This window comes from Streptomyces sp. Qhu_M48 (assembly GCF_051305195.1).
GTDB lineage: Bacteria > Actinomycetota > Actinomycetes > Streptomycetales > Streptomycetaceae > Streptomyces.
Genome location: NZ_CP195432.1, coordinates 3,720,040 through 3,743,069, shown reverse-complemented (window position 1 = coordinate 3,743,069; position 23,030 = coordinate 3,720,040). Strand labels below are relative to the sequence as shown.

General features: G+C 71.5%; 21 protein-coding genes. 7 read left to right on the top strand and 14 right to left on the bottom strand.

All coding sequences use genetic code 11. From position 1 onward, the window contains the following. Positions 1–21 precede the first annotated feature (21 nt). The 7 genes from ACRRSS_RS17040 to ACRRSS_RS17010 all read right to left on the bottom strand — a co-directional run bounded on the left by ACRRSS_RS17040 (position 22) and on the right by ACRRSS_RS17010 (position 10,316). A complete protein-coding gene (locus tag ACRRSS_RS17040; protein WP_435971991.1) occupies positions 22–4,479 on the bottom strand; it encodes an AHH domain-containing protein in 4,458 nt (1,485 codons plus the stop codon). Continuing rightward, positions 4,476–4,679 carry a hypothetical protein gene (locus tag ACRRSS_RS17035; protein WP_435971990.1) on the bottom strand — a complete coding sequence of 68 codons (204 nt, stop codon included), beginning with the start codon at positions 4,677–4,679 and terminating at the stop codon, positions 4,476–4,478. Before ACRRSS_RS17035 ends, ACRRSS_RS17040 begins: the two co-directional genes overlap by 4 nt. Before the next feature lie 22 nt (positions 4,680–4,701). Next, positions 4,702–4,899 carry a hypothetical protein gene (locus ACRRSS_RS17030; RefSeq protein ID WP_435971989.1) on the bottom strand — a complete coding sequence of 66 codons (198 nt, stop codon included), beginning with the start codon at positions 4,897–4,899 and terminating at the stop codon, positions 4,702–4,704. A 19-nt stretch (positions 4,900–4,918) separates the two neighbouring features. After that, positions 4,919–5,314 carry a hypothetical protein gene (locus tag ACRRSS_RS17025; RefSeq protein ID WP_351896206.1) on the bottom strand — a complete coding sequence of 132 codons (396 nt, stop codon included), beginning with the start codon at positions 5,312–5,314 and terminating at the stop codon, positions 4,919–4,921. Positions 5,315–5,325: 11 nt separating this feature from the next. Beyond that, entirely contained in the window at positions 5,326–6,642 is a 1,317-nt protein-coding gene (locus tag ACRRSS_RS17020) for a hypothetical protein (RefSeq protein WP_435971988.1), read from the bottom strand. A 66-nt stretch (positions 6,643–6,708) separates the two neighbouring features. After that, positions 6,709–7,470 carry a hypothetical protein gene (locus tag ACRRSS_RS17015; RefSeq protein WP_435971987.1) on the bottom strand — a complete coding sequence of 254 codons (762 nt, stop codon included), beginning with the start codon at positions 7,468–7,470 and terminating at the stop codon, positions 6,709–6,711. A 77-nt stretch (positions 7,471–7,547) separates the two neighbouring features. Further along, positions 7,548–10,316 carry a hypothetical protein gene (locus ACRRSS_RS17010; RefSeq protein WP_435971986.1) on the bottom strand — a complete coding sequence of 923 codons (2,769 nt, stop codon included), beginning with the start codon at positions 10,314–10,316 and terminating at the stop codon, positions 7,548–7,550. A 674-nt stretch (positions 10,317–10,990) separates the two neighbouring features. On the opposite strand from ACRRSS_RS17010, the gene ACRRSS_RS17005 reads away from it, so the two are divergent. From ACRRSS_RS17005 to ACRRSS_RS16995, 3 genes are all read left to right on the top strand, one after another. Further along, positions 10,991–12,103, top strand: a complete 1,113-nt coding sequence (locus tag ACRRSS_RS17005) for an NUDIX domain-containing protein (RefSeq protein WP_435971985.1) — start codon at positions 10,991–10,993, stop codon at positions 12,101–12,103. 180 nt (positions 12,104–12,283) lie between these two features. Then, entirely contained in the window at positions 12,284–12,871 is a 588-nt protein-coding gene (locus tag ACRRSS_RS17000; protein WP_435971984.1) for a TetR/AcrR family transcriptional regulator, read from the top strand. Then, complete coding sequence (locus ACRRSS_RS16995; RefSeq protein WP_435971983.1) at positions 12,868–13,248, top strand: hypothetical protein; 381 nt, start codon at positions 12,868–12,870, stop codon at positions 13,246–13,248. Before ACRRSS_RS17000 ends, ACRRSS_RS16995 begins: the two co-directional genes overlap by 4 nt. Positions 13,249–13,437: 189 nt before the next feature. Here ACRRSS_RS16995 and ACRRSS_RS16990 read toward each other — a convergent pair whose 3' ends face one another. Further along, positions 13,438–15,312 (bottom strand): CAP domain-containing protein, encoded by a 1,875-nt coding sequence (locus ACRRSS_RS16990; RefSeq protein WP_435971982.1) that lies wholly within the window; start codon positions 15,310–15,312, stop codon positions 13,438–13,440. Positions 15,313–15,465: 153 nt separating this feature from the next. Here ACRRSS_RS16990 and ACRRSS_RS16985 point away from each other — a divergent pair, with 153 nt between their 5' ends. Further along, a complete protein-coding gene (locus ACRRSS_RS16985; protein ID WP_435971981.1) occupies positions 15,466–16,527 on the top strand; it encodes a serine hydrolase domain-containing protein in 1,062 nt (353 codons plus the stop codon). 118 nt (positions 16,528–16,645) lie between these two features. Here the strand turns inward: ACRRSS_RS16985 and ACRRSS_RS16980 are convergent, their stop codons facing one another. The 3 genes from ACRRSS_RS16980 to ACRRSS_RS16970 form a co-directional block, all read right to left on the bottom strand. Further along, complete coding sequence (locus ACRRSS_RS16980) at positions 16,646–17,029, bottom strand: VOC family protein (protein WP_435971980.1); 384 nt, start codon at positions 17,027–17,029, stop codon at positions 16,646–16,648. 47 nt (positions 17,030–17,076) lie between these two features. Further along, entirely contained in the window at positions 17,077–17,838 is a 762-nt protein-coding gene (locus ACRRSS_RS16975; protein WP_435971979.1) for a class I SAM-dependent methyltransferase, read from the bottom strand. Between the two features lie 111 nt (positions 17,839–17,949). After that, positions 17,950–18,552 carry a TIGR03086 family metal-binding protein gene (locus ACRRSS_RS16970; protein ID WP_435971978.1) on the bottom strand — a complete coding sequence of 201 codons (603 nt, stop codon included), beginning with the start codon at positions 18,550–18,552 and terminating at the stop codon, positions 17,950–17,952. Between the two features lie 281 nt (positions 18,553–18,833). On the opposite strand from ACRRSS_RS16970, the gene ACRRSS_RS16965 reads away from it, so the two are divergent. Together ACRRSS_RS16965 and ACRRSS_RS16960 are read left to right on the top strand one after the other, a co-directional pair. Then, positions 18,834–19,457 (top strand): maleylpyruvate isomerase family mycothiol-dependent enzyme, encoded by a 624-nt coding sequence (locus tag ACRRSS_RS16965; RefSeq protein WP_435975352.1) that lies wholly within the window; start codon positions 18,834–18,836, stop codon positions 19,455–19,457. A 70-nt stretch (positions 19,458–19,527) separates the two neighbouring features. After that, positions 19,528–19,908, top strand: a complete 381-nt coding sequence (locus tag ACRRSS_RS16960; protein WP_435971977.1) for a DoxX family protein — start codon at positions 19,528–19,530, stop codon at positions 19,906–19,908. A gap of 117 nt (positions 19,909–20,025) precedes the next feature. On the opposite strand, the gene ACRRSS_RS16955 is transcribed toward ACRRSS_RS16960, so the two are convergent. The 3 genes from ACRRSS_RS16955 to ACRRSS_RS16945 are packed head-to-tail and all read right to left on the bottom strand — an operon-like array spanning position 20,026 to position 21,455. Then, complete coding sequence (locus ACRRSS_RS16955; protein WP_435971976.1) at positions 20,026–20,241, bottom strand: hypothetical protein; 216 nt, start codon at positions 20,239–20,241, stop codon at positions 20,026–20,028. Between the two features lie 19 nt (positions 20,242–20,260). Next, positions 20,261–20,395 carry a hypothetical protein gene (locus ACRRSS_RS16950; RefSeq protein ID WP_435971975.1) on the bottom strand — a complete coding sequence of 45 codons (135 nt, stop codon included), beginning with the start codon at positions 20,393–20,395 and terminating at the stop codon, positions 20,261–20,263. A gap of 40 nt (positions 20,396–20,435) precedes the next feature. After that, a complete protein-coding gene (locus ACRRSS_RS16945; protein ID WP_435971974.1) occupies positions 20,436–21,455 on the bottom strand; it encodes a metallophosphoesterase family protein in 1,020 nt (339 codons plus the stop codon). Positions 21,456–21,877: 422 nt separating this feature from the next. Here ACRRSS_RS16945 and ACRRSS_RS16940 point away from each other — a divergent pair, with 422 nt between their 5' ends. Beyond that, complete coding sequence (locus ACRRSS_RS16940; protein WP_435971973.1) at positions 21,878–22,855, top strand: hypothetical protein; 978 nt, start codon at positions 21,878–21,880, stop codon at positions 22,853–22,855. Positions 22,856–23,030: the final 175 nt, after the last annotated feature.

Below are 23,030 nucleotides of genomic sequence, written 5' to 3'. Positions count from 1 at the left end.
ATCCGCGCCCACCTTCCCTGCTCATCTCCCGTGGCCTCCTTGCCTGTGCGCGCGCTTCTTCTTCCGTTCCCGCTTCGGAGCGTCCTCGACGTCGTACAGCGGTTCGCCCAGCACGTCTTCGGCGACTTCGGGGGCGACGCGGGTGGGTGGGGTCGGGTCGACGCGGACGCGCGGTCCGCGCTTCGCGCGCCGGGTGGGTGCGGGTTCGAGGCTCACGCGGGGACCGGCCGCCGCGGGTGGCTCCGGCTCGGCCTCGATCGCGATCCGCTGACGCGCCTCCGGCTCGGGGAGGGGCTCGCGCTCGGTGGTCGTGGTCGTGGTCGCGCGCTTGGCCTCGGGCTCGCGTGTGGTGCCGGGTGTGGTCTCGGGTGTGGTCTCGGCCCTGCGCTTCGCCTCAGCCTCGGACTTCGCATCGGTCCTGCGCTTGGACTTCTGCGTGGTCTTGTCCTTGGACTTGCTCTTGCCCTTGGGCTTCACCTTGTCCTTGGTCTTGGCCTTGGTCTCGTCCTTGACCTTGGTCTTGGACGCGGGCTTGACCTTGGTCTTGGTCTTGGACGCGGGCCTGACCTCGGCCTGGGGCTGGACCTCGACCCTGACCTGAACCCTGGTCTCAGCCTTGGGCTCAGCCTTGGACTTTGCTCCGGGTTCTGTCTCGGGCTCTGTCCGGGGCTTCGTCTCCATTCCGGACTCGGGCTTGGGTTTGGCGTCGGGCGTGGCCCTGGCCTTCTCCGGAGGCCGAGGCTTCGGCGCGGACTCGGTGGTCGGCGCCTCCCTCGGACTCGCCTTCCGGGGCACCCTGGGCGCCCTCTTCCCGCGCGGCGCGCCCCTCACTCTCTCCAGCAGTTCGAGCTGCTCCGCGTCGGTCAGCCAGTCCAGTTCGTGCCGGTTCCTGGCGAGCCAGTCGGCGTAGCTCTCATGGGCCACGCCCGTGTCAGGAGGCAGGTGGAACCCGTGGAGGAGTTTCTCCTTGATCTCGGACATCTTGCGGATCACCGCGTCCGCCCCGCCCTCCTTCCTCGCCGCGACCAGTTCCTTCGTCATCCACTTGTAGTAGTTGTCCGTGTGCATCACCTCGTGGCGCGTCCAGCCCTGGGGGATGATCTTCGGATCCATGGAGGTCCGGGGCAGGTACACACCGTTCAGAGGGTCGTCGGCGGGGTTGATGCCCGCCCACTCGAGGATGTCCCTGGGGACCTCGGCACGACGGTCCCCCGCCGCGGCGGGATGGTGCGCCGGGTTCCCGTAGTCCTGGTGCTGGCCGATGGCCTCCATCGACTCCTTCAGCTCGTGCGAGGGCGACCCTGCCTCCCCGAGCTTCGACCTGATCCCGTCGCGGGGGCTGAGCCGCTGCGCCGGCATCTCGTCGGGCTCGTGGTGCAGGGCCCTGGCCTCACGGGGCGCCTTCGCCTCCGCCTCCGCCACGATCTCGGCGACGTGGCCCTCGACCGTTCCCTCGGCCCTGAGCAGGTCCTCGAACTTCTCCAGGTGTTCCATGGCTTTCGCGGGGTCCGTCTCGGACACCCGGGCGATCTGCCGCAGCGCGTTCCGCATCGCCTTCGAGTCCTTCACCGCCTTGTTCGGGAACCGCTTGCGCAGTTCCGCGATCCGGCCGAGGACCGGGGCCCGTTCGGCGGCCGTCGCCGTGACGCGGGGCGGCGTGACCGGGCGGTCGAGCCGCCGCCAGGGCCCCTTCTTCCCCTGGCCGAGCTTGTCGACGAACTCGCTGAACTCCACGGCCTTGTCCTCGGCGACGTGTTGCGCGCGGATCTTCTCGAGTCTCGCGAGCATGGCGTCGAAGGCCTCCGCCTTTCCGGCGGAGCGGGCGTGCATCTGGCCCACCACGGCGATCCCGTACCGGTGCACGGCCTCCATGCGCCGGCTGTCCCCGGCCAGCATGGCCAGCAGGTCCGCTCTGACCTGCGCCTGGGCCCCGATCCGGCAGAAGCCGATCCGCTCCAGCATCGTGGCGAACCGTGTGCCCTCCCCCTCCTGGAGCGCCTCGACGACCTTGGCGACCTCGGCGGTCGTGAAGCCCTCCTTTCCGGTCAGCCGGGCGAAGGTCTGTGCCAGCTCCGGTGTGAGACCACCCGACTTGGCGCCCAGTACATGCAGGACCTCGGCCTTCGGCCTGAGTTCGGCGAGTACGGGGCCGAGCCGCGGATGCTCCATCAGCTCTGTCAGGTGGATGCTCTTGGGAACGTCGACCTCCTGCAGGACGGCGCCGAGGCGGATGCCCTCCTCCTCGGACAACATGAGCAGCAGGTCCACGACCGCGTGCTCGTCCTTGAGCCCGTTCAGGACCGTGCTGCCCACGTGGAGCGCCTCGGCCAGCCGGGTGAAACGCGCGGCGATCCTCTCGCCCTCGAACACCTTGAGCACCTTGAGGAAGCGCAGGACGGCGACGACCTTCTGGATCTTGACCAGTGCCTCGACGGCGGCCTGGATCTCCGAGATCCAGGTGAGCGCCTCGATGATCACCGCCCACTTGACCTTCGTGAGCAGGCGATCGCCGACCCCGAAGACCGCGGCACCGCGCAGACCGTCGCGGAGCGCGGAGCCGACCTTCTCCAGCAGGACCTTCAGGTGCCTGGTCGACACGGGGTCACCGTAGAAGGCCATGTGGCAGGTGACCGTGAGCTTGTTGAGTTCCCAGAGCCCGGAAAGGATCTTCTCGGGCTGGGTCAGCATGACCTTGAGGGATTCGAGCGTCCCCAGGACGAATCCCATGACCGCTCTGATGGCCTCCTCGATCTCGATCATCGCCTTGAGACCGGGCACGGCGGTCTGCTCCTGCCCGACGTTCGTGCTCAGCCCGGCGTCATGCCGCATCGTCAGGTTGAGCGCCTCGGCCACGAGTCCGATGAACTCCCGTACCGTCAGCGGCTTCTGGTCTCCGAACTTCCTGCCGACCGCCGTGAGCAGGTCCCAGAGGTCGCTTCCCATGTCGGCGAAGAGCTGCTCGTACAGGCCGGCCTGGATCAACCGGGCCCGAACCGCCTGCAACTGGGCCAGGCCGTCCAGCGAGATCATGATCTGGATGATGGCGTGCCGCTGCTCCTCGAACGTCCACGCCTTGACGAGGATCTCCAGGTACTTCGCTCTCGTCTCCTCGTCCACCAGGGCGAACGCCTTCGCGTTCATCTCACCCAGCTGGGTGGCGGCCTTCTCCAGACCCTCCTGGTCCCCGGCCAGACCGGCGACCACCAGGCGGTCGAGTCCCTGGAAGGTGAGGACCTTCAGTTCCTCGGCCGAAAGCCAGAACTCCTGGGTGGACCTGCTCGTCTGGATCCAGCGTTTCCCCTCGTCCGCGCTCCCCCACACCCAGCCGCGTTCCTTGGTCCACAGCGTGTTCACCTCGTACCGGTGACCGTCCAGCGTGGTGACGACGGGCAGGATCCGGAAGCCCGTGAAGGTGCTGATCCGCTGGCCCGCGAGCTGCCAGGCCGACACCTCGTGCCCGATGGTCTCGTCGGTGACGGTGGGTGCGGTGGCCACCGCCAGGTAGAAGCTCTCCGACGTGCCGGACGAACCCTGCAGAACGGCGAAGGAGCGGGCGCCGAAGAGGTGGTCGCCGAGTTGGACCGCGTGGATGAGGCTGCGCGAGCGCGCGTAGCGGGTCGCCTCGCCGAGCATCACGAGCTGGGTGGCACCGATGACCATCACGGCGCGTCCGTCGACCGGGCTCGGTCCCTCGACGACCTCGTCCCGTGGATCCGACACCACGGCGACGCTCGTCACCCTCCCGGAGCTCTCCCTCTTGGCAAGCACGCTCGCGTACTCGAGTCCCTCCGTGGCGGCGGTCGCCTCTTCGGCCGCCGCCCAAGAGGTGGGGGCGATACCTGGGGCGGGCGCCTCGGGAAGAGGTGGTGTCTGTTCAGCGGTGGGCGCGGCGGTGGTGTCCGTGGGGGCGCTGCCCGTGGAGGCGGTGTTCTTGGTGCCGGGGCGTGCGGTGACAGCCGAGGCGCTGGTGTCCGTGCCGGTGGAGGCCGGCCCCCCGGTCCGTCGGGTGTCGGCCGATGGCGCGCCCGGTTCCGCGCTCTCCTTCGTTCCGTCCCCTGGGCTCTCGCCCGGGGCGCTGCCGCCCGTCCCGTCTCCGGCGCCGCCGCTCACCTGGTCCCCGGCCGCCTCGCCGTCTCCCGCGGCTTCCTCCCCTCCCTCGTCCGCCGCGGCCAGGGCCATGGCGAAGGTGAGGTGGGCGTGACCGCTCGGAGTGGGCTCCGCCGGCGCGCCGGCCTCCGTACCGTCGCCCGCCGATGGCCACCCCGGCCGGGGGCGGGTGATCCCGGCGCTCCGGTCGTCCTTCTCGATCGCCCGGGCGACGGCACGGAGCAGCAGCGCTTCCAACCGCGCCTCGTGGGTGAGACGTTCACCGCCACCGGTGAAGGTGACCGACGTCGGGAGGTGCAGTCGCCGGTACGCCACGCCGCCTGCCGCCGTCTCCACGGCGGTGACCGGTGTGACCTCGACGGTCGCGTTCACGGCGCCGCCCCCGGGGGGTCAGGGACTTCGGCGGGGACGATCTCGGGGAACCCCGCGGCCGCGACCTTCGCCCGGGCGAAGCCCAGGCGTGCGATCAGCGCCTGCTCGACCACCTCGCCCAGGCGTTCCAGCGCGGCGGGCGAGGGATTCCCCGTGATCCTCACGGTGACGGGGAAGTGACACGTGATCGTGGTGGGCATGGGAACACTCCGGGCCGCGCGGTCAGCTCAGGGCCTCGTGCAAGGCCTCGTAGACCTCCGAGACGAGGTCCTGGCGGATCTCCTCGGCGTTGTCTCCCGCCACCACGACCTCGATCGGGAAGTGGAAGTGGAGTTCCGCCCCCGGACCGGAGACCACGGCGGGCTCCGGTCCCATGGCCTCGGGCAGCGCGCCCCGCTGCTCGACTTCCTGGTGCGACATGGGGTCCTCCGTTCTCCGGTCAGGTGGTGGACGTGACTTCCAGGCAGACGCAGTTGAAGGTGGTGGTGGGTACGCCGTCGATGACGATGGTGCTCGCGGCGGACGTGATGTAGCACTCGCTGAACAGGACCTGCTGGAACGTCCAGTCGGTGCCGGAGGACTCCTGCAACCCGATGTTGAAGCTCTTGTGCGTCAGAGCCATCTCGGTGAGGTTGGCGACCGACGGGCCGATCCCCTTCACCGCCATGGAGAAGGTGAACGCCTTGGGCTGGACGACGTGGGCCACGTTGTCGGCCTCCAACGAGTGCAGGGGCTGCACCGGACTGTTGAACGTGGGATTGAAGGAGTCGATGGGGGTGACCGGCGTGGTGCCGAGCATCACCGTCAACCGGGTGTCCCATTTGACCTCAGCCATCTCCTCGCTCCTTAACCCTTGAGAACCAGCTTGACGGCGATCTGGTGGATCACGCCCGCGTAGACGACCGAGACCTCCATGGCCACGTTCCGTCCGCTCCGCCCCTGACCGATCTGTTCGAGCTCGTCGGCGCTGAGGGTGGCGCGCTCGCGTTCCAGGAGGACCAGCAGGGGGATGTGGATGGCGTAGGACTCGATCACGCCCCGGGTCACCAGCGGTGAGAGCACGCTCTGGACGAGCGTCACGACCGTGCGCAGGCCGGGGCGGTCGATGCGGAGGTCGCCGACGGCCTGGATCAGCGCGGCCTTGACGCGGAAGCTGATGTCGTCGAGCGTCCGCACGACATCGATGTACTTCTTCCCACCGCTCGGGTTGGCGGTGAGTCCCTCACCCAGGTACAGGGCCTGGCCGGGGAGCAGCACGGGGCTCGCCACCCAGTTGATCGACTTGTCGTAGTAGTTCTGGATCTCCGTGGCCGTGAAGAGCCGGGTCATCTTGATGGAGACCGGCTTGAGCAGGAGCGAGATGTGGGGCTCGTGGCCCGCGATGACTCCGGCCACCGCCGCGGCCACGTCGTCCTTCGACCTGTGGGCGACCAGGAACATCCGGCTGCTCTTGATCCCTCCTGTGCACAGCGCGATCTGCTCGGCCTGCGTCAGCGCCGGGTCCAGCATGGCGACCCCGATGCGCTCGTTGCCGTCTCCGCCGGTGTTGGAGACCGCGGTGACGTGGTTCGCCAGGAGTTCGACCGGGTGGTTGCTGGGCGGCTGCTCGTTCAGCGGGGTGTTGGCGAGCACCACGATCTGCACCGGGATGTCCGTCGCCGCCGTGAACGCGTCCGACCAGACGGGGTTGTCGAAGTCCACTGCGAGGCCCCAGACCACGGTCGGCGGCGGGGTCTGCCGGAAGGCCAGCGAGATGGCGGCGGCGAGGTCGCTGTGGCCGAGGCCGACGACGGGGTCCTCCGCCGCGTGGGCCTTGTCCAGCTTCTCGTCGAGGGTGAGGGTGAACGTGGCACCCGTGGCGTCGGCGACCTCGGTGACGTTACGGACCTCGACCTCTCCCTCCTTCCCGATCGCGACGCCGGAGCCGACCGGGAACTTCGCTGCGGTGACGGCGCTCTGCGCGGCGGCTGCGGCCGCTTCCGTCAGCTTCGTCCTTCCCTGGGGGTAGGCCTCTGCGGCATCGCCCGGGTAGGTGAACGGCCGAGGGTCCGACTTCTCGCTGCCGATGGCTCCCTTGCCGATGACGAGGATGTCCCCGAAGGCTCTGGTGGCGGGCGCGAAGAGATCACTGCTCGCTGTGACGGTGACGTAGTTGAACGGCATCGCATGCTCCTCACCGTGTGCGCGCCCGGTCTCCGGGGCTGGGCGCGGCCGGTGCCGGCCGGGACTTCAGGGGGCCGTCTCGAAGGCGGCGACGAATCCCTGGGTCGCCAGCAGATCGCCGACCAGTTGCTCGGTCGTCTGTGACGGTTCGTCGGTCGCGACGGCGGGGAAGACCGCCAGCCACGCGCTGGAAGCGAGCAGGGCGCCGCCGTCGTGGACCTCGGGCTGCGGGCTCGCCGCGTCGACCGCTCGCTTGGCCTGGCTGAGCCGACGCAGCGCGTGGACGAGGTCGAGGCGGTCGAAGAAGAGCGTCGACACCCGCAAGGGCAGGTTGCGGCTCGGCGCTGTCGGATCGAAGGGGGGTGGATCGGCGTACTGGAGTGTGTAGGGGCGTTCGAACTCGTCCTGTGGTGCCCCGGCGCCGGCGCCCGCCGCCCAGGCCGCCTCGGCTTCCACGGAGGAGAGGAGGCTGCCGGCCGGTGCCGCCCTCACCGCGATCACGGTCTCCAGGGACATGTCGATCCAGTGCACCGGTGGCGTCGCCGGGATCTCGACGGTGGCGCGGGCCTGTTCGGTGGTGGGGATCGACTTGTCCCATGATCCGTGGACGGCGACCGAGGCGTGGACGGCGGTCTGGAACTCCGTGAGGTCGACACGGACGGCATCCACCGATGTGATGTCGAGGTGGGCGGGGTCGTATACGGAGGCCAGCAGCGACCGCACGCGCTTGCGTTCCGGGTCGGTGGCAGGGGTCAGCAGCGCCTCCACGTTCTCCGGCCGTAGGTACCGGAGCATCAGACCGTCCGTGAAGGGACTCGTCGCTGCCATCTCGCCGTCACCCTTTCCAGCGTGCGTCGGGGAGTTGACCGGATGCTCTAGCGTCGGGCTGCTCGATCTCCGGCGCGTCAGCCGTCGTCGAAGGTCGGGAGGCAGTACGCGCAGCCGTTGTAGCCGTAGGCCGTGGCCAGGTCTATGCGCGGGAACGGCACCAGGCTCGTCTGGTTGATCTGCTCCCAGAACGGACAGGTCGCGATGTGCACCTCGTGGGTGTGCTTGTTGCCGAAGAACCACTCGTGCATGTCCTTGACCGCGGTGATCTCGATCGTCAGGCGTCCGGCGACCTGGTGGTCCTGGAGCTGGGTGGTGACGAGGTCGTAGTGCTGCATGTGCACGGCTTCGTGGGCGAAGTCGATGGTGACCTCGGCCGCCACCTTCTCTTCGGCGTCGAGCCGGAACCCGTCGACGACCGCTGTGTCGCCGCCCTTCATCACCAGCGTGGAACGGACCTCCCCGGTCTCGGTCACCTCGATGTGGCTGAGGGTGGAGGGGTCGATGATGCGGCGCAGGGTCCGGATGGTGATCTGCGTGTCCGGCGGCATGGCGGTGGCGTCCAGCTCCCACGAACCGTCTGTCGCCGCCGGCCCGCCGTTGAGCTTGATCGTCATCGTCGTCTGTCCGCCGAGGACGGAGGGTCTGGGGTACACGTTGCGCTGGCCCACGTTGTTGTCCAGGCGGACGAGTCTGTCGTGCGCCACCGGCGGACCCGTGGTGGCGTTGACGGCGGGGTCGTCCGCGCCGTGCACGATGGCGATCAGGCATTCGTGGTCGGGGATGACCGGAGTCCAGGCGAAGGGCCCGACGCGTACCGATCCGCCGGCCGGGATCGGTTCGTGGATCGTCTCCGTGCTGATCTCCTTGAAATGAGTGGGCCACGTCATGCCGGTGCCCGGGTCGCAGCGGTGCGTCTGGACCGTGAAACTGTCCGGCAGCGCGTCGTCGGTACCGCGGTTGTGCACCCGTACGTACAGGTTGTTCGGCCGATTCATGATCGGTTCCTGGTGTTCCTCCTCACCGTCGCTCTGGTGGCGGACCCAGATGTCGGGCGACGTCCAGAAGGGGTCGCTGTCACCGCCGCTCGGCACGGCGCCGGTGTCGCCCACCCGGTCCGCGATGAACACGTCGATGTTGGGCTTGGCGAAGAGGCCCTGCCGGACGAAGGCGTTGCGCATCACGTTCTTGTGCAGACCGCCGTGGACCTCGGCGTCCGCCGCGACGCAGATGTCGGCCATGTGGACGGCGTTGTCCTTGCTCTGGGGCGTGTCCGTCCCCAGGCGGGGCACCATCGCGAGAAGCACCTGGATCAGCTTGTCGGCGGCCTTGTCCCGTACGGTCGCGTTCTTCGACGACCCGCCCATGCCGAGATAGCACTGCCACAGCGCCGAGGCCAGCATGGAGGTGCGCACGTCGGGCCCGTAGGTGGCGAATCCCGGGTCGTCGAAGCGCTGCGTCAGGTCGAGCCGCCGGTCCTTGCTCCACGAGTCCCGAAGGTTGTTGTCGAAGGGGAACGGCTCGGTCCGCCGGTTTCCCTGCTGGTTGAAACGGTCCCGGTAGATGCCCGCCATGACGTCGCAGACGCTGTGCTCGTACTCCAGGGGGGTCGTCGCGCCGGGCCGGAGCCACTGCACGACTCCGTGCGTGTATTCGTGCACGATGATGCCGAGGTCGGCGGCTCCGGGCACGAGCTTCATGTCGAAGCGCATCCGCGGGGGATCCGTCGTACCGATCCACTCGCTCTTGTCGGCGGCAGGGGCTCCCTGGGGGTCCACGTCGACCCGGACCATGCGGGCGTTGAGCGTCGGGTTGGCCAGGCCACGGAGATAGCGTGCGAAGGAGTCGACCCAGTAGTAGGCGTTCGCGCTCAGGAACGCCTTGTCCTTGGGGTGGGTGTCGAACACGAAGGAGGGCTCGGACGGCTCCGGCTGGGCGAACCCCGAGGCGTCCCAGTCCACGCAGCGGCACCAGTCCCCGTCGAGGTGGAACCTCCCGGCTTCGTCGGCCTCCTTGATCTCCGCCTGGACCTCGTGGGCGTGCGGCTTCAGGTCGTCGTCGCTCGACAGGGAACTCAGTGTGTCGTCGTCCGACGCCGTCACGGGGTCGGGAACGAAGACCTTGAGCGTCGCCGTCACGTACCGGCCTGCCACCTCGATCCAGAGGAGCTTCCCGCCGACGGCGTCGACGACGACACGGAAGTGTTCGAACGGACCGGAGGTCTCGACGACGAGGTCGTGGACGAGGTGCAGCTTGCCGTCGGGGCGCCTCTTCCCCTTCTTCAACAACGCGACCGAGGCGGTGGGGCGGTCCGTCTCCGGCAGCGGGGGCCTGGTCGTGTCGCGCAGGTAGAAGAGGGCGTCGCGGACCACCACAGCGGCTTCGTACCCCTCCTCGAAGGGCGAGAGCGCGGCTTTCTCGACGACGTCGGGCGCCAGGGCCTCGCTCACGTCGGGGGCGTCGGAGACGTCGATCTCCGTCGTGTTCTCGACCTGTACGACGGCCGCCTGCCCGGTGTCGGCCACCATCCGGAGCGTGGCTCCGAGGATCGGCACGTTCTGGTGGAACTGCTGGTACCGGACGTTGAGCGTCGCCGGCCCTTCCTCCTTGCCGACCTCACGGAGGTCCGCACCGTCCGTCCCGAGGTCCTGTGCACGCTCTCGTACGAAGGTGTTGACGGCCCTGCGGGCGGTCGGCGCGCGGAAGAGCGTCGCACCGGGGTCCAGGTACCTGCGGAGGACGCCGTCCGCGCCCCTGTGTTCACCGACCCCGGGGGACATCTTCAGCGGCCGGCCGGGCAGCGGGCCCGGGTCGTTCCTGTGCCTGCGTTCCTCGTTCCGGCCCATGACGTGCTCCTCTGCGCACACGGTTCCCCCTGGCATCCCGCCCTCAGGTGCTGTGCTCCGTCGACGGACACGCCCGTCGGCCGTCCTCGACGGCGCGGATGACAACGGGGTACGTCAAGGGGCCTCCGCGGGACCGTCGATCCGGAAGAGCGAGGAGGGGCGAAAGATGTCCGCCGCGCTAACTCCGCCGGCGACCGCCGTGCGCGTCGCGAAGGTGCTGTGGTCCTGCCTGCCGCCCATGGCTCCTGCTCCCGTCGCCTGCGGCCTCGTCCCCCTTACCAGCTTAGACACGTGGGCGCCGGTCGACCACGCGACGGGACGGACGGGATGCGCCCGTGGGACAGCGATGCTGACTCAGCGTCATGACGTTGACTTTCCGTCACCGCGCTGACTCACGGTTGCCATGTTGACGCAGCGTCGCCGTGCTGACTCACCGTCACCGAACCGGGCGTCGCCTCGCCACCGCCGGAGCCGGGGTCACGCCCCGTGACCCGTCGAAGGTGGTCTCCGCGTCGATCTCGCGGTTCCTGCTCATCGGGCGGGTTCGGCGGGCGCCCCCTGAGACCGTCCACCCCGCCTGTCGCGGAAGGGGATCGGGCGGGGAGCCGGGGCCCGCCGGGCTTCGGCGTGACCGGGCCCGGTTCCGAAGCGACCGGTCTGGGCACATCGTCACGATGGAGAGAGCGAACGAGACGAACACGACCACGCAGCCCGACGAGTCACCGGGCACGTCGATGACGGACGCGGAATACGGGGCCCTGCGCGCCTCGGCCGCCCTGTGGGCCGGGACCTCCGTGCTGATCACCGACCGGTGGGGGAAGGTCCTGGTCCAGCACGTCGACTACCTCGACACCTGCCTCCTTCCGGGCGGCGCCGTCGACAAGGGCGAGTCCCCCGCCCACGCCGCCGTCCGCGAACTGCAGGAGGAACTCGGCGTCACCACCCGGGTCGACCGGGGGCTCGCCGTCGACTGGGTCTCCACCGAGAGCGTCAACGCGCCCCCGGACATGCGGTTTCCCGGCGAGATCCTGCACGTCTTCGACGGTGGCACGTGGAGCGACGAACGGATCGCCGCCATCCGGCTGCCCGAGCGCGAGATCACGAGCATCGAGTTCATCGAGCCCGCGCACCTGCCCGATCTGCTCGCCCCGCGCGACTCCCGCCGCGCCCTCTCGGCGCTCCGCGCCCGCGTCAACGCCGCCGGCGCCGTGCTCCTGGAGAACGGCCTCCCGATCGCCCCCGGTGTCCTCGACACCGTCGGCGTCCTGCGGACGCCCCGGGCCAGGCACCACTACCCCTTCCATCCCGGCCCGGCGCCCCGGGGGCTGACGGTCCGCCAGTCCTGCGTCTGGGCCTTCGCCCCGGACGGACGCGTCCTGGTGCTCCTTGAACCCGACACCGGCGCGGCCTGCCTGCCGGGCGGGACGCCCGAACCCGACGACCACGACGATCCCGAAGCCACACTGCGCCGCGAGGCGGCCGAGGAAGCCGCGGCCGGGCTCGCCGACGCGGTGTACATCGGACACCTCACCGACCCCGAGAAGCCGGGTGCCCGCGTCCGCTACGCCGCCGCCCTGACCGGCCTCGGCCCGCCGCCCGTCGATCCCGCCACCGGTCGCGCCCACATCCGGATTTTGGCGGCCCCGGAACAGGCCCTGGAACTCTTCGACTGGGGCCCGTCGGCCACCGAGCAGCTGGCCGCCGTCCACCGGGCCCGCGTCCGCCTCGGCATCCGCGCGGCGGTGCCCGGGCCCGTCACCGAACTCCCCGGGCCCGTCGCCTGGTGACCGTGACCGCGACCGGGCCCACCACCTCATGGCCGGGTGTGTCAGCCGGTGGCAGGGTCCTTCAGCCGGCGGCCGGGCCGGCGGCCGGGCCGGCGGCCTGAAGAGGCTTCGCCGGATCCGGTCCTGACGGGCAGGCCAGGATCTTGTTTACCTTACGGGTCGACCCGTAAGGTAAATGCCATGAACTCCTCTCCGCCCTCCAGAGGGCGTCCCAGGGATCCCCGATCGCACGAGGCGATCATCGGCGCGACAGCAGAGCTGGTGGCGGAGGTCGGCTACGCCGCGACGTCGATCGGGGCGGTGGCCACGCGAGCCGGTGTCGGCAAGGACACCATCTACCGACGGTGGCCCGGCAAGCCGGAGTTGGTCTTCGAGGCCGTCTTCACGACCACCGATGACGCTCCGCCCCCGGACACCGGCACGCTGACCGGGGATCTGACCGTGCTGCTCCAGGGCCTGGTCGACGAGTTCCGCGCGCCCGCCGCAGCAGCGGCGCTCCCGGGGCTGCTCGCCGACTTCGCCGCCGATCCGGAGCTGAGGGCGCGCATCCGCGGCGACTTCCTGGGCCCGTCGAAGGAACGGCTCCTTGTCGTCTTCGAACGCGCCGTGCTGCGCGGGGAGATCGCGGCCGGGACGCCCGTGGACCTGGTCCTGGACACGCTGGCAGGAGCCGTGTTCTTCCACGTGGGGCTGGTCGGGGAGAGCCCCGGCCCGCAGCTGGCCGCATTGCTGGCCGGCGTCGTGGCGAGAGGAATCGAGGTCCGGTGAACGGCTGGCTTCTCGCGGCAGGGATCACTGCGCTCGGCGTGGCCGCCGTGCACATCGTCGGCGGGCACCGTGATGTGGTGCGCCCGCTGCTGTCCTGCGGCCTCGCGGACGAACCCAAGCGTGTCCTGCACGCCGTGTGGCACATGGTGAGCGGTGACCTGGTGCTCTCCGGCCTCGCTCTGCTCTGGCTCTCCCTGGCGGAGGGTACGTCGGGTGCCGGTCTGGTGGCGTGGTTCGTGGCCGCGCACTTCGTCGCGTACGCGGCGGTCTTCCTGGTCGTCACGCTGTCCGTCGGCTGGCCCCGACCGCTGCTCCGCCTGCCGCAGTGGATCCTGCTCCTGCCGGTCGCGGTGCTGGCGGCGGCGGGCGCCGCTTAGCCGCACCCCGTGGAACTCTCCCCGCTCGCCGCCCAGCCGCCCCTGGACTCTCCCCCGGTCGCCGCGTCGAGCCGGGCCCGACCGGAGCGATCGGCCCGACCGGGGCGATCGGGGCGCCGCGACGCGGCGGAGGCGCTGCCCCTGCGGTGGGGGCAGCGCCTCGGTGGACCGTGTCCGGTGGCCGTGAGGTCAGCGGGCGCCGAAGACCTGGGTCCAGTAGGGGCCGCCGGAGGAGTGGATGCCGACGCCGATCTCCTTGAAGTCGCAGTTGAGGATGTTCGCGCGGTGGCCCGGGCTGTTCATCCAGGAGTCCATGACCTGCTCCGGGGTGCTCTGGCCCATGGCGATGTTCTCGCCGTACGTCGACCAGGGGTACCCGGCGGCCGTCACCCGCTCCCCCGGGCCGGCGCCGTCGGGGTTGGTGTGGTCGAAGAAGTCGCGGGCCGCCATGTCCTCGGAGTGCCCCTGAGCGGCCCTGGTCAGGGTCGCGTTGGCCGTCAACGGGCCACAACCCGCCTTGGCGCGCTCCGCGTTGACCAGGGCGACGACCTGGTCGGCGGCCGAGGTCTGGCCCTGGTCGTTCTGCGGACCGGCGCCCGTACCGCCGGTCCCCGTCCCTCCGTTGGTGCCGTTGTCCGTGCCGCCGCCCGTGCCCGGGCCGGTCGACTCGGAACTTCGCGTGGGCGCCGGGGTGCGGGGCGGGGTCGTCTTCACCTTGGCGGGCGCGGTGGTACGGGGCGGACGGGTCGGCGCGGCGGTGGTGGTCCGCGCGCTGGGCGACGCCGACGTGGAGGGGCGTGCGGTGGCGGACGTGGAGGTGGAGGGCGAGGCGGAGGGGCTCGCCGACGTCTCCAACGCGTCCCCGGTCCGGGCGGACGGGTCGTGGGCGAGGGGCAGGTCGAGGCCGGGGGCCGAGAGCCGGCTCGCTTCGAGGTTGTCGTCGTCGCCTCCACGGCCCCCGTAGAGCGAGAACGCCCCACCCGTGACCGCCATGACCACGACTCCAGCGGCGATGACGGCCCGGCGCCGGCTGCGCTCCTGCGTCCGGCGACGGCGCCGGAGGGCCGCACGGGAGCCGTGTCGGCTCGGGGTCGAGGAGGAGGTGCCGGGAGCATGGCGGGGTATGTGGGGGCGGGCGTGCTCTGCGGATCCGGCCAGGAGGTACGCCTCCGTGAGGTCGGCTGCGTCGTCCGGTTCGCCCAGGTCGCTCGTACCGTACGAGTCGACCGGCGATGCGGTGGTGGCGTACGCGGCGGACGTGCCGTATCCGTCGGCTATGTGGGTGGGTGCCGGCGGCGGTGTCACGCGCCCCTGCGTGGCTTCGCCCGCCCGGGGCGCCGACGGCGTGGCCGTCAGAAGGATCTCCGCCGGGGCCAGGCCGTTCCAGCGCGTGACGCAGTGCGCGCAGGCGAGCGTGTGGTGGGCCAGGTGGTCGCGCCACGGCGCGGACGGGCGGCCGTCCCAGCTCGCCGCCTCCCGGCTCAGAGCGGGGCAGTGCGCGTTCCCGGCCAGGGCGCCCACGACGACCCGGGCCGCGTCGAGCCGGGCACGTACCGCGTCGACCCGGGCCGCCGTGTCCTCGACCGACCACCGCAGCGCGGCCGCCGTCTCGTAGCGGGTCAGCTCGCCCGTGCACTCCAGCCGCCACAGGGCCAGCAGCTCGCCGTCGTCCGGGTCCAGCCAGCGGGCCGCCTCGGTGATCTCGGACCCGCCCCCCGTCGGGTGCGGCCCCTCGGCGGTCGGGGTCCCGGCCTCCGCGTACCCGAAGCCGGCCGGCTGCGCGTGACGGTGCCTGCGGATGCCGTCGACGGCGATCGCGACCAGCCAGGGCCGGAAGGCACCGGGGTCGGTCAGGGCGTCCAGACCGCCGAGGGCGCGCACCATCGTCTCCCGTACGAGGTGCTCGACGTGCTCGACGCCGTGGCGGCCGCTCAACGCGAGCGCCACGGTGCTGTGGATCAGGGGCAGGTGGGCGGTGACCAGCTGCTCCCGCGCCCAGGGGTCGCCGTTCCGCGCCGCCAGGACCAGCTCCGTGTCCCGCTCGATTCCTGTGCTCTGCCGCACGCCGACTGTCCCGTCTGTTGGAGATGTTTGCGCAGAGGAGAGCCTGGGGCCCGGCCCGGGATAACGGAAAGTGGAGAAGCCCGAAAGTGATGTGGGTCACGTGGGGCCGTGGGGCGCGCCGTCGCGTCCGGGGCCGCCGCCTATCGTGAGCGCATGGACGAAGATCACGGAGACCCGCGACTCGCTGACAGGATCCGGGCGTTGACGGGGACCCGGCACCCTGTCGCGGCAGCTGTGGTCTCGCCTGGCGGGACGAGGATCGCCTGCGTCGGCGCCCGTCCGGCCGGTCTCGGCACCACGGTCGACTCCACAGGCGACGGCACGGCCCGGTCCGCGACCGGCAGTGCACCCGACGCCGGACTCGACGCCGATTTCGAGATCGGGTCGATCTCGAAGGGCGTCACGGGACTGCTGTACGCCGAGGCGCTCGCGCGGGGAGAGATAGGTGCCCGTACGACGCTCGGTGAACTCCTGCCGCTCGGGGACGCTCCCGCCGGGCGGGTCACCCTGGAGTCGCTGAGCATCCACCGGTCCGGGCTCCCCCGGATACCGCCCGCCGCCGACACGTGGCGTCGTACGTTCGCGCTCTGGCGGCACGGGACCAATCCGTACGGGGAGGACCTCGGCCGACTGCTCGACCAGACCCGGGGCGTACGCGTGGGCAGGCCCAAGCCCCGCTACTCGAATCTGGGGTTCGAGTTGCTGGGGCACGCGCTCGCGCGGGCCGCCGGGACGACGTACGGGGAGCTGGTGCGCCTGCGGGTCACCGACCCGCTGGGGCTCGGCTGCTTCTACCTGCCCGCCTCGGCGGAACAGCTGCGGCCCGGGGCCGTGAGGGGCACGAACCGGAAGGGGCGGCCGCAGGAGCCCTGGACCGGCGAGGCGCTCGGGCCGGCCGGCGGGATCCGCGCCGACATCCGCAGCATGGCCCGGCTCACCGAGGCCCTGCTGGACGGCAGCGCGCCAGGGCTCGCCGCGCTCGATCCGGTCGCTCCCCTCGGCACGGGGGCCCGCATCGGAGCGGCGTGGATCACCATCCGGGTCAAGGGCCTGACGGTGACCTGGCACAACGGCGGTACGGGCGGCTTCCGGTCCTGGCTCGGACTCGACCGCGCCACGGGAACCGGAGTGGTCGTCCTCTCGGCCACGACCGCGTCCGTGGACCGCCACGGTTTCGCCCTGCTGACCGGACGGGACGACGACCTCCGCGCATGAAGCCGTCCATCCCGCTGTCCGCGCGCGTCGGCCGGGGTCGGGGCGACCGCCCTGGCGAGGGCTCGTCAGGTCGTCGAAGCCCTGGCCGTGCGGGTGCGGGCCTCGGGTGCGCGCGGGGTCAGAGGGGCCTGAGCCGGGCATGCAGGAGGCAGAACTCGTTGCCTTCCGGGTCGGCCAGGACATGCCAGCTCTCGGCGCCGCTCTGGCCCACGTCGGCGGGCCTGGCGCCTAGGGCGAGGAGCCGCTCCAGTTCGGCGCCCTGGTCGCGGTCGGTGGCACTGACGTCGAAGTGCAGTCGGTACTTCCCGGTCCGCGGGGCGCTGCTGGGGCTGAGGACGAGGGTGGGCCGCTGGCCGCCGAAGCCGACGTCGGGCGGCCCGATCTCGATGCTTCCGTCGTCCTCGCGGTTGAGTTCGACGTAGCCGAGGACCTCGTTCCAGAAGGCCGCGAGCCTCTCGGGGTCGGCACATTCGAGGACCAGCTCACTGATTCGGCATGCCATGACGGGCATTGTACGGAGAGGCCTCGGTGACGCCCGCGATTCCGCTGTCAGGCGGGCTTGCGCGCCTCGATCAGGAACCGCGCGGTCCGGGCGACGAACGGGCCCTCGCTCTCGATCCGGTCGTGCAGTTGCCGCAAGCGGTCCCGGTACCGGTCGACGGTGAAGCCGGGCACCATCCAGATCACCTTCCGCAGGAAGTAGACCACCGCGCCGATGTCGAGGAACTCGGTGCGCAGGTACTCCGCGCGCAGGTCCACGACCTCCAGCCCGGCCGCCTCGGCCGCTCGGCGGGCGTCGTCGGGGTGTCGCCGGCGGCGCACCTCCTCGGGCTGCGGGCCGAGGAAGTACTCGACCAGCTCGAAGACGCTGGCCGGGCCGACCTGCTGGGAGAGGTACGTGCCGCCCGGCTGGAGCACGCGCGCGATCTCCTCCCACCACACCGTCACCGGGTGCCGGCTCACGACCAGGTCGAAGGCCCCGTCGGCGAACGGCAGCGGCGGCTCGTCCTCGTCCGCGACGACGACCGCCCCCAGCGGATGCAGCAGCGCGGTGGCCTTGGCCACGTTCGGAGGCCAGGACTCCGTGGCCACCGCCAGCGGTGGGAGCTTCGGCACCCCCGCCAGGACCTCCCCGCCGCCGGTCTGGATGTCCAGCGCCGCGAGGGCCCGCGCCATGCGCTCGCCCATCACGCGCTGGTAGCCCCAGGACGGTCGCTGCTCGTGGGCCCGTCCTTCCAGCCAGGAGAAGTCCCAGCCCTCCACCGGGGTCGCCTCCGCCTCGGCGATCAGTTCCTCAAACGTTCGCACCATGCCCTGATCGTCCCATCGTCCCAGCTCCACCCGCGCATCGGATCGCGGGGCACACCTCCAGGGCGTGCAGGGCGCCCGTACCGGAGACCCCCCTCCCTTGCCCGGCCTCCGTCACGAGGCCGTCCGTGGCGTCCAGCGCGGATCGCGCCCGCTCAGGCCGACCGCCCGGTCCAGCAGCGGGGCGTCCTCCGCGACGGGCACGACGGCTCCGAAGACGCCGTCACCGCGGTCGTCCTCCTCGGCGGCGGCCAGGAGGAAGCCGTGCGACGCGTGGAGCGCGGCCCGATCGGGGGCGTACTCCTGGCCGGTGGCCCGGGCCAGGTCCCAGCCGTGGACCACCAGCTCGTCGAGAGCGATGACGGCCGCGAGGTCGCCGGGAAGGTCCACGCCACCCGCACGGGTCATCCCGGTCCAGGCGGCCGGGTCGCTCCAGGCCTCGGCCAGTTCGTCGAGGACGCGCGGCAGTTCTTCGCGCCAGCCGGTGGGGAGGACGAACGACGCCGGGTCGGGGGCCGTGTCCGTCGTGGGTCCGAGGTTCTTGCGGGCGGCGTCGCGGAAGGCGACGGCGAGTCCGGTGAGGTGGCCCAGCAGGTCGCTGACCGCGTAGTCGGGGCAGGGGGTTCGGTCGGCGAGCCGCGCGTCGGGGATGTCCGCCGCGAGACGGGCCACGATCCGTGCCTGTGGTCCGAGGTCGATGGTCGTCGTGCCGGTCATCTGTCGCTCCTTCGACGAGGGCGCCGGAGAGGGACGGCGCTGAAGGGTAGACCGGCGGGAGTGCCCGTACTCATCGGCCGTCGCTCGACGCACTCACCGGAGACCCGCCGTTCGTCGGAGGCCGCCTCACGGGGCCCGCGGTGCGCTTCCGGGCCCAGGGGGCCGGCCGTCGATCGGAAGCCCGGGACTCGCCCGGCGATGAGTTCCCGCCGCTTCCCGAGTCCTCCCTGGCACACACTGTGGTCGACGAAGGGGAAGCCGTGAACGACGACGTCTGGACGATGGTGCACGCCGAGCGCGGGGCGCTGATCGACGACCTGGCGGATCTCGATGACGAGCAGTGGCGCAGACCGTCGCTGTGTGACGGGTGGACCGTGCACGACGTCCTCGCCCATCTGGTCGACACCGCTCGCACGACCCGCCTCGGTTTCATGATCGGCCTCGCCCGGGCGAGGTTCGACTTCGACCGCCAGAACGCCGTCGGCGTGGAGCGTGAGCGCGGGGTCACGCCGCAGGAGACCCTGGAGCGGTTCCGGCTGGTGGCGTCGCGGCGGTCGACGCCTCCGGCGCCCCTCGACAGCCGGCTCGTCGAGGAGGTCGTGCACGGCGAGGACATCCGTCGGCCCCTGGGACTCACCCGCTCCTACCCGGAACAGGCCGTCGTCAGGTCGCTCCGGCTGCAGACGCGCACCCCGGCGTCGTTCGGCGGGGCCAAGGAGCTGATGGGCCGCGTCCGGCTCACGGCCACGGACGCCGACCTGACGATCGGAACGGGGCCGGAGGCGAACGGGCCCGCGCTCTCCCTGCTTCTGGCCGTCACGGGCCGGAAGGTGGCGCTGGACGATCTGCGCGGGCCCGGCGTCACCGCGCTGGGGCGGGACGGAGAAAACGGGTCCACCACGTGATTACTGGCGGGTAAGGTGCGGGCTGCCGTCTCGCCCTACCGCCCGTTCGCCCTCAGCCCGAAGGAATCCGATGTCCCGGTCCATACGTTCCGCACGCTCCGCCTTCCTGCTCGCCGGCCTGATGGCCTCCGCCGGCGTCGCCCACTTCGTCGCCCCGAAGCAGTTCGACGCCACCGTGCCGCGGACCCTTCCGGGCGGCCCCCGCGCCTGGACCCAGGCCAGCGGCGTGGTGGAACTGGCCCTGGCCGCCGGCCTCGCCCTCCCGGCGACGCGCAGGACGAGCGCCCGCGCCACGGCCCTGTTCTTCGCGGGCGTCTTCCCGGCCAACGTCAAGATGGCCTACGACTGGCGTGACCGCTCGACGCCGCAGAAGGCCCTCGCGTACGGCCGGCTCCCCCTTCAGATCCCGCTGATCCTGTGGGCCCGTAGCGTCGGCCGCCACGACGGGTGACGGAGCGCGACCGGCGGACCTTCCCGCCGGCCGCCCGCGTGGGCGGGAAGCGCTGCCGGACCCGGTCGAGGACGCCGGAGGGCTCCCCGACCCCGACGGCGGGGAGACGGCTTCGCGTCAGGCCGCCTCGTACTCGCGCGCACGGCCGCCGCGCCACTTCACCCACGCCGGATCGTCGAGGAGGGCGTCGGCGTCTTCGAGACCGGCTCGCCGCAGGAACTCCACGACGTCGGCGTCGCTGTGCGCGAGGCCGAGGATGCCGTGGTCACGGACGGTGACTCTGCGGCCGCCGCTCGGCGACGGCGGGTTGACGACTATCGGGGCGGTGCTCATCCCTCCAGGGTGCTCCTGGTCAGCCGAGGATGCCGAGCTCGGCGTCCCGGCGGCAGACCGCGCGGGCCGAGACCCCGTCGACCGTGATGGCGCGGCGGGCCCGGACCTCGACCGGCGGGCGGCGTCGCCTGCCCGCCGGGGCGCGGTTGGCCACGTGGACGGTGTCCGGTCCGGAGCGACGGTGGCTCAGTGGTTCAGATCCGTGTCGACAGCGGGACCGTGATCTGCTTCAGCCACGTTCCGGCGGCGAAGTCGCGCGCCTTCACGACGACGCGGTCGCGGTGGACCTCGATCTGGAGGCCCTGGTTGAACGTACCGGGGACGGAGATCTCTCCCCCCTTGCCGTCGTCCGTGTAGCCCGTCTGCACGGCGCCCGTGTTGATGACGGAGAAGCCGTCGAGGTTGGCGGTGCCGGGGACGACCCTGCGGACGTACCAGTCCGACAGGGCGAGGTCCCAGTGGGTGTGGCCGCAGAAGAGGAAGACGTCGCGGTGGCGGCCGAGGATCCCCAGCAGCCGGTCCGCCTGGAGGTAGTCGCGCGAGTACAGCTGGTTGTGGCTGCCGGAGACGGTGTTGGGCAGGGGGTGGTGCGTGACCACCATGACGGGCTTGCGTCGGCGCGCCCAGTGCGCGAGGCGCTGTTCGAGCCAGGTCAACTGCGCCTCGCTGAGCCACACTTCGTCCCAGAGCTTCGGGTCGTGGTAGTGCATGTACTTCTCGGTGCCGAGGCTCAGCACGGGGATGCCGCCGAACGAGTGCTCGGCGTACACCGTGTTGCGCCCGGCGAAGTGGTAGAAGCCGCGGAACAGGGAGTCCTCGGTGGTGCCGTTGGGCCAGGTGGCCTGCGCGAGGGTCGACGGGTCGCGCCACTTGGGGACGTAGAACTCGTGGTTGCCGATGGCCCAGGCGACCGTGCTCGCGTGGGTGTGGCGCGTGAGCTCCGACCGCACCGCCGCGTACTCGGCGTCGTACCCGCGCGGTGTGATGTCGCCCGCGACGGCGAGGCCCGCGCTCGCGGGGTTGGTCCGGTGCATGTCGTCGAGGGCCACACCGAGGTCCCGGAGGTCGCCCTGGATGTCGCTGATGACGTTGAACGTGGCGACCGGGCGCCCTGCGCCGGGGTGGGCGGGGAGCGCCGCGCCCGCCGGTATCTGGGAGGCGGCGACGGCGCCCGCCGCCCCTGTCGCGACGGTGAGCAAAGACCTGCGATCCACGGAGAGTTCCTCTCGGGCGGGCGGTGAACCGGGGGGCACGCGACCTGACGCTCCCCCTGTTCAGGGCCGCGCGCCTGTCCCGGACACCGTTCTTCGAACCAGACCCGTTATGCATACGCAACCATCCCGGCCCGTTGTCCGGCCGCCGGATGTCTGGCGTATGAACGTATTCCGACGGGAGGGCCGGGGCGCCGGGCCGGGCGGCCCTCCCGGGTGTCACGCCGTCGCGGTGTCCGGGGTGCGGCTCGGCCGGGTCGGCCCGGCACCAAGGCCAGCCCGGTCGCCGAGGCCGCCAAGGCCGCCAAGGTCTGCCAGATCGACCGGAGAAACAGATGTGCGATTGTCGGTCACGCGTGATAGTCACTACCTCCACGGGAGGGTGATCACTGGCCTCCCCGTTCGGACACGCAAGGGGTGGGGACATGGCGTTGCTCGATGACTGGGGGCTCACGCTGGGGAAATGGGCCGGTCGGCCCGGCGCTCGGGTGCAGAAGGACTCCGGCGATCCCGCGGTCGGTCGCGTACGGGAGGCCGCCGCGGCCGGGAACTGGGCCGCGGTGCGCGAGGTGCTCGAAGCGCGTCCCGAGAGCGAGGACCGGGTCGAGCTCCTGTGGGCCGTCGGCGACACCGCCGGCGTGGAACGGTGGATCTCGCCGGTCCTCGAAGCGGAGCCGGAGGCAGCGCTCCCCCGGCTCGTGGCGGGGATCCGTCACATCAGCTGGGGCTGGGAGGCGCGCACCGGAGCCCGCGCCTCCCAGGTCTCGCGCGAGCAGTTCGACCTCTTCCACGCGCGCCTGCGCACGGCCGAGACGTGGCTGTACGAGGCGGCCGAGCGCGAGCCGCTGTGGGTCTCCCCGTGGTACGGCCTCCAGGTGTCCGGCCGAGGCCTCGAAGTGGGTCAGGTCACGGCGCGGCGCCGGTTCGAGGCGACGGTACGGCGGGACCCGCGCCACCTCCAGGCGCACCAGCAGCAGTTGCAGCAGGTCTGCGACAAGTGGGGCGGCTCGCACGAGGAGATGCACGCCTTCGCGCGCGCGTCCGCGTTCGGTGCCCCCGGGGGCACCCTGCTCGGCCAGCTCGTCGCGGTCGGCCACATCGAGGAGTGGCTCTCCCTCGACTCGGGGCCGGACGCGGCGTACATGGGCCGTCCCGAGGTGAAGGCCTCCCTCCACGAGGCCGCCGACCACTCCTTCCGCCACCCGGACTTCGTCCGCGAGGGCGGCTGGCTCCAGGTCCTCAACACCTTCGCCATGGCCTTCTCCCTCGCCGGGGACCGGGGCGCCGCGCGGGAGTGCTTCCGGGCGACCGAGGGGCGCGTCACCGAGTTCCCCTGGTACTACCTGGACGGATCCGACCCGGCGGCGGCGTACCGGAAACGCCGCTCGGCGGCCGGACGCTGACGCGCCCGAGACCCGGCGGCAGCCCACGTACCCCTTCCTCCGGTTCCACGGCCCGACGCCGACGCGTCCGTGACACCGGCGCCGAACCCCGTACTCCGCCCTCCGTCTCCGTCGCCACGCGACCTCCCGCTCCCGCCCGCACCGTCGCCGCGCCGCCCTCGTGGCGTCGGCGCGT